This window comes from Bacteroides sp. ET489 (assembly GCF_030518095.1).
Classification (GTDB): domain Bacteria; phylum Bacteroidota; class Bacteroidia; order Bacteroidales; family Bacteroidaceae; genus Bacteroides; species Bacteroides ndongoniae.
The window spans coordinates 1-872 of record NZ_JAULLJ010000119.1; the positions used below are offsets into that span (position 1 = coordinate 1).

General features: G+C 45.9%; 1 protein-coding gene. It reads left to right on the forward strand.

Annotation, left to right across the window (positions count from 1 at the left end):
• Window positions 1-20 precede the first annotated feature (20 nt).
• Window positions 21-872 (forward strand): IS66 family transposase (locus Q3C19_RS18280; RefSeq protein ID WP_302731291.1); only part of this gene is annotated, 852 nt, incomplete at its 3' end.

Consider the following 872-nt stretch of genomic DNA (forward strand, 5'->3'; position numbering starts at 1 on the left):
AGATTGTACCGGGTACAAGCATTACGGCAAACATGCTCTCGTATCTTATGTTCAACCGCTTCCAGATGTCAACACCAGCATACAGGGAGGCAAAGAACCGTCTGTCGGATATGGACTGGAACACCTCTGTGCAGAACCTGCTGAACTGGGCCGACAAAGGTGCCATGCAGCTGAACAAGCTGATACCTGCCCTCAAGAAGATTGCCCTTCAGGATGGTGCCAACGTGAATGTGGACGAGACATGGCTCCGCTATCACGCCTACAATAAGAAACGAAAGACCTATATGTGGTGTCTGGTAAACAGAAAGGCCCGTATAGTCATCTTCTTTTATGAGGATACAACGGATGATGAAGGTGTACAGAAACATGGAGGCAGGAACAGAAACGTGTTGAAGGAGTTCCTTGGTGATGCAAAAATCAAATCACTGCAGAGTGACGGTTATAACGTATATATGTATCTTGACAACGAACTTATGGATATAGAACATCTCTGTTGTCTGGCTCATGCAAGGACTAAGTTCAAGTATGCCTTCGACCAGGGAAGCCTGCAGGCAAGAATCTTCCTTGAGCTGATAGGAAAGTTATACGGCATGGAAGATACTTACCGCCGGGAAAGACTTACCGCAGACGAGATTTACCACAGAAGGAACAGTAAGGAAACGACGGAAATCATCGATAGGATAAGGACAGAGCTTTATGATCTGCTTGCAAATCCGGATGAGAGCCGAAGTGAACTTATGAGCAAGGCCCTTAACTATCTGAAGAACTTCTGGAATCAGATCTTCGCCTACAGAAATGACGGAGAATACTCAATAGACAATATGGCGGCGGAAAGAGCGATAAGACCAATCACTGTCCAACGAAAGAACAGT